Annotated in this window: 2 protein-coding genes and 2 pseudogenes; 2 read left to right on the plus strand and 2 right to left on the minus strand. The window is 66.0% G+C overall.

All coding sequences use genetic code 11. From position 1 onward, the window contains the following. Window positions 1–374, plus strand: a pseudogene (locus RMN95_RS11965) (PLP-dependent aminotransferase family protein); the annotation flags it as partial. Between the two features lie 124 nt (window positions 375–498). Beyond that, window positions 499–3,603 (plus strand): efflux RND transporter permease subunit, encoded by a 3,105-nt coding sequence (locus RMN95_RS11970; protein ID WP_309617139.1) that lies wholly within the window; start codon window positions 499–501, stop codon window positions 3,601–3,603. Here RMN95_RS11970 and RMN95_RS11975 read toward each other — a convergent pair. Both RMN95_RS11975 and RMN95_RS11980 read right to left on the minus strand, forming a co-directional pair. Beyond that, window positions 3,590–3,988 (minus strand): annotated as a pseudogene (locus tag RMN95_RS11975) (GNAT family N-acetyltransferase); the annotation flags it as partial. The gene RMN95_RS11970 and the pseudogene RMN95_RS11975 sit on opposite strands and share 14 nt — an antisense overlap. A gap of 12 nt (window positions 3,989–4,000) precedes the next feature. Next, window positions 4,001–4,147, minus strand: a complete 147-nt coding sequence (locus RMN95_RS11980; protein ID WP_309617140.1) for a hypothetical protein — start codon at window positions 4,145–4,147, stop codon at window positions 4,001–4,003. Between the last annotated feature and the right edge of the window lie 162 nt (window positions 4,148–4,309).

Genomic DNA, 4,309 nt, shown 5'->3' on the forward strand with positions numbered 1-4,309 from the left:
GCGACTTTGATACGGTTCTCGACTCCCGCCGAGCGTACCTGCGGGTGGGGCGCGAGCGGCTCGAGCGGCTGCTGCGCGAGCGGCTGCCCGAGTGGAGCGTTCCGCACGCGGGCGGCGGCTTGACGACCTGGGTCAACCTCGGGTATCCGGTCAGCTCTCAGCTGGCGCTCGCCGCGCGCAACGAGGGCCTGATCATTGCGGCCGGCCCGCGCTTCGGCGTTGACGGCGCCTTCGAACGGTTCCTGCGCATCCCGTTCTCCTACTCGGCCGAGGAAACTGAAAGAGGGGTGGATGCCCTCGCACGGGCCTGGGCGTCGGTGGGCCGTCATCCCATGGCCGAGCCCGCGCACGACTTCGCCTCGAGTGTGGTCTGACCTGTGTAGTGGCCCAATAATCCACCGGGAGTGCGCGTTTCCCGCGGCGCGCGGGGATAATTCATTACGGGCAGTGGCGTGCTCACGCCGTCACCAGTAGCCCACAGCAGCAGAGAGTATCCCCGTGCATCTTTTCTCCGTCTTCAGCCTGCGCAACCGCGCGCTTATTGCGCTCGTCACCATCGTGATCGGGGTGTTCGGCGGCATCTCGCTGACCTCGCTGAAGCAGGAGCTCATCCCGAGCCTCTCGCTGCCGCAGATCTTTATCATCACGAGCTACCCCGGAGCATCCCCGGCCGTGGTTGACAAGGATGTGTCGACGCCGATTGAGGCGGCCATCCAGGGCGTCGCGGGTCTTGAGTCCAGCAGCTCGACGTCGAGTGCCAACGTCTCCAGCATCACGGCGGCGTTCACCTACGGCACCAATATCGCCACGGCGGAGCAGAAGGTCCAGCTTGCGATCAACCGGCTCTCGACCCTGCCCGATGGCGCCGAGACGCAGGTGCTGACCTTCAACTTCTCTGACCTGCCGGTCATCCAGATCGCCGTGTCCAGCGACATGAACACCGACGACCTGTCGGCGAAGCTCGAGAACTCGACGATCGTCGACCTCAAGAAGCTCGACGACGTGAGCGATGTAAGTCTCCTTGGTACCACCGCTCAGCGACTGGTGATCACGCCGAACCAGGATGCGCTGCGCGAGCGCGGCCTCTCCACGCAGGCGATCCGCGACGCGCTCGACGACAACGGCGTGCTGCTGCCGGCCGGCCAGATCACCGAAGACGAGAAGACGCTCACCGTGCAGGCCGGCGCACGCATCACCTCCACCGACCTGATGGCGGCGCTTCCGCTGCTGGGTGGCAGCACCGGCGCACTGGTCAGGATGTCGGATGTCGCCACCGTCGCCCTCGCCAGCGACCCGGTCACGGGCATCTCCCGGATCAATGGCGAGCCTGCGCTGACCATCGCGATCACCAAGACTCCGGCCGGCAACACGGTGTCGGTGTCGCAGGACGTGCGCGACCTCATCCCGGATCTGGAAAAGGCCCTCGGCCAAAACACGACATTTACGATCGCGTTCGACCAGGCGCCGTTCATCGAAGAGTCGATCAATTCGCTCGCCACCGAGGGGCTGCTGGGGCTCGCCTTCGCCGTCATCGTGATCCTGCTGTTCCTGCTCTCGGTACGGTCGACGCTCGTGACCGCGATCTCGATCCCCGCCTCGGTGCTGATTACTTTTATCGGCATGCAGGCGGCCGGCTACACCCTGAACGTCATTACCCTGGGGGCGCTCACCATCGCCATCGGACGCGTGGTGGATGACTCCATCGTCGTCATCGAGAACATCAAGAGGCACATCGGGCTGGGGGAGGAGAAGCTCCCGGCCATCCTCACGGCGGTAAAGGAGGTCGCCGGGGCGGTCACGGCATCGACCGCCACCACGGTCGCCGTCTTCCTGCCGATCACTCTCGTGGGCGACATCACCGGCGAGCTGTTCAGGCCGTTCGCGCTGACGGTCACCATCGCGCTTGCCGCATCCCTCTTCGTCTCGCTCACCATCGTGCCGGTACTCGCCTACTGGTTCCTGGGCAGCAAACAGCCTCATAAACACGCCGGACTTATGGCGGTGGATGGCCGAGCCAACGAGGAGCGTGAAACACCGTCGCGACTGCAGAAGGGCTACCTACCCGTGCTGGCCTTCACGCTGAAGCGGCCCGTCGCGGTCATTCTCGCGGCGGTGCTGCTCCTCGGCGGAACCGCTGCCCTGCTGCCCTTCATGAAGACCAACTTCATCGGCGACAGTGGCCAGAACACCCTGACTGTTCGTCAGACCCTCCCGCTCGGGGCAAGCCTTGACGCTCGAGACAAGGCGGCCATGAAGGTTGAGTCCGTGTTGCAGGACGTCGCCGGGGTCGAGACCGTGCAGCTTTCGATCGGCTCGAGCGGAAATAATCTGCGCTCGGTTTTCACCGGTTCCGGCAGCTCCACCTTCTCACTGACGACCGATCCGACCGTCGACCAGGTGAAACTCCAGGCCGATGTGCGCGCCGCCGTCGCCGGGGTCGATAACGCTGGCGAGATCACGCTTGCCGCCGCGGGCGGTGGATTCGCGTCATCCAACATCGAAGTGAACATTACGGCCACCAGCGAAGCCGAATTGCGAGACGCCGCAGACGCCGTCCTGGCGGCCGTCAAGGATCTCGATGTCGTGGCGGAGGCATCCAGCAACCTGTCGAACAATCAGCCCTTCATCGCCATCACCGTCGACCGCGACAAAGCCGCCGAGGCTGGGCTGAGCGAGATCGCGGTGGGCGGAATCGTGACGGCGGCGATGAACCCGTCGTCGGTCGGATCCGTGGTGATCGACGAGAAAACGCTGTCGATCTACATCCTCAACGACAGCGCGCCAACCACGGTGCAGCAACTGCGAGACTTCACCATTCCGACGGCCACCGGTCTCGTGCCGCTCTCAGACCTGGCGGCCGTCGACCAGCAGAATGGCCCAGCATCCATCACCGCCATCAAGGGCGTGCGCAGCGCTACGGTCAGCGTTACGCCCAACAGCAACGACGTCGGCACCGCGTCGGCGGCCGTGTCGACTGCGGTGAAGGATGCCACGCTGCCGGCCGGTGCCGATGCCGCACTCGGTGGCGTCACCTCCCAGCAGGGCGACGCCTTCAGCCAGCTCGGGCTCGCGCTGCTGGTCGCCATCCTGATTGTCTATGTGGTGATGGTGGCCACGTTCAAGAGTCTCCGCCAGCCCCTGCTGCTGCTCGTGTCTGTGCCGTTCGCCGCGACCGGTGCGATCGCGCTTCAGGTGATTTCGGGCATTCCGCTCGGCGTCGCATCCCTGATCGGCGTGCTGATGCTGATCGGAATCGTCGTCACCAACGCGATCGTGCTGGTCGACCTGATCAACCAATACCGCACCCGAGGCATGAAGGTTCGTGAGGCGATCATGCAGGGCGCCTCACGCCGACTGCGGCCCATCCTGATGACCGCGACCGCGACGATCTTCGCGCTGCTGCCGCTCGGAATCGGGCTGACCGGCAACGGTGGCTTTATCTCGCAGCCGCTCGCAATCATCGTGATCGGCGGGCTAGTGTCATCGACCCTGCTCACGCTGGTTGTGTTGCCGGTGCTCTACTACCTGGTGGAGGGTGCGAAGGAGCGCCGTGAGGATAGGCGCGCGGCGCGCGCGGCATCGGAACCGGTCACTGCCGCGTAGCGAGGCCGCGGCGCGGTCTCGTGTGCCGAGCGCGGCCGTTCGGCGTGAGCGCGGCCGTGCGCACGACCGCGGTCACGCCGAATCGCCGCGCTCGCGGTGACAGCTTTAGCTCCATGCAGACGCTCGACTGTGAACCGACATATCCACCGAAGCGCGGGATGTGCCGGTAGCCGCGCTTCTCGTACAGCGCGATCGCGGCGTCAGACAGGTTACCTGTTTCGAGTTGGATGACGCGCGCCGAGGCATCCCGAGCATGCTTCTCGACGGCGTCGAGGAGGTTACCTGCAGGCCCGACGCCCCGGGCATCCTCGCTGACGAAAAGCCTCTTCAGCTCGGGATGCTCGCCACTGACCACGAGCGACGCCATGCCGACCGCAATCCCACCACGGCGCGCGACTCATACGGTCACGCCGGGGCTCTCGAGCTCGCCGATGTCGAGCATGAAGCATTCGTCAGCGGGGTAAAGGGCGCGCGCGAACTTTTCGCCGGCGCGCAGCATCGCCTCGACCTCGGGTTGGCGGGCGGGTTCGATCGCGATGGGCACGCCGCCAGTCTGCCAGCCGAGCACGGCCGCGCCCCGCTGCCGCCGCCCACCCCTTCCCGCTCCCGTCGCCCCCTCCCGCCGTTCCCACCCGTCCGTTTCCCCTCCCGCCCGTTCCCACGCCTCCCCCCGTTCCCACCCAGTCCGGCCCACGTCCCCCCGTTC

Origin of the sequence: Salinibacterium sp., from assembly GCF_031364185.1 — a bacterium.
In the GTDB taxonomy this organism is placed as follows: Bacteria; Actinomycetota; Actinomycetes; order Actinomycetales; family Microbacteriaceae; genus Rhodoglobus.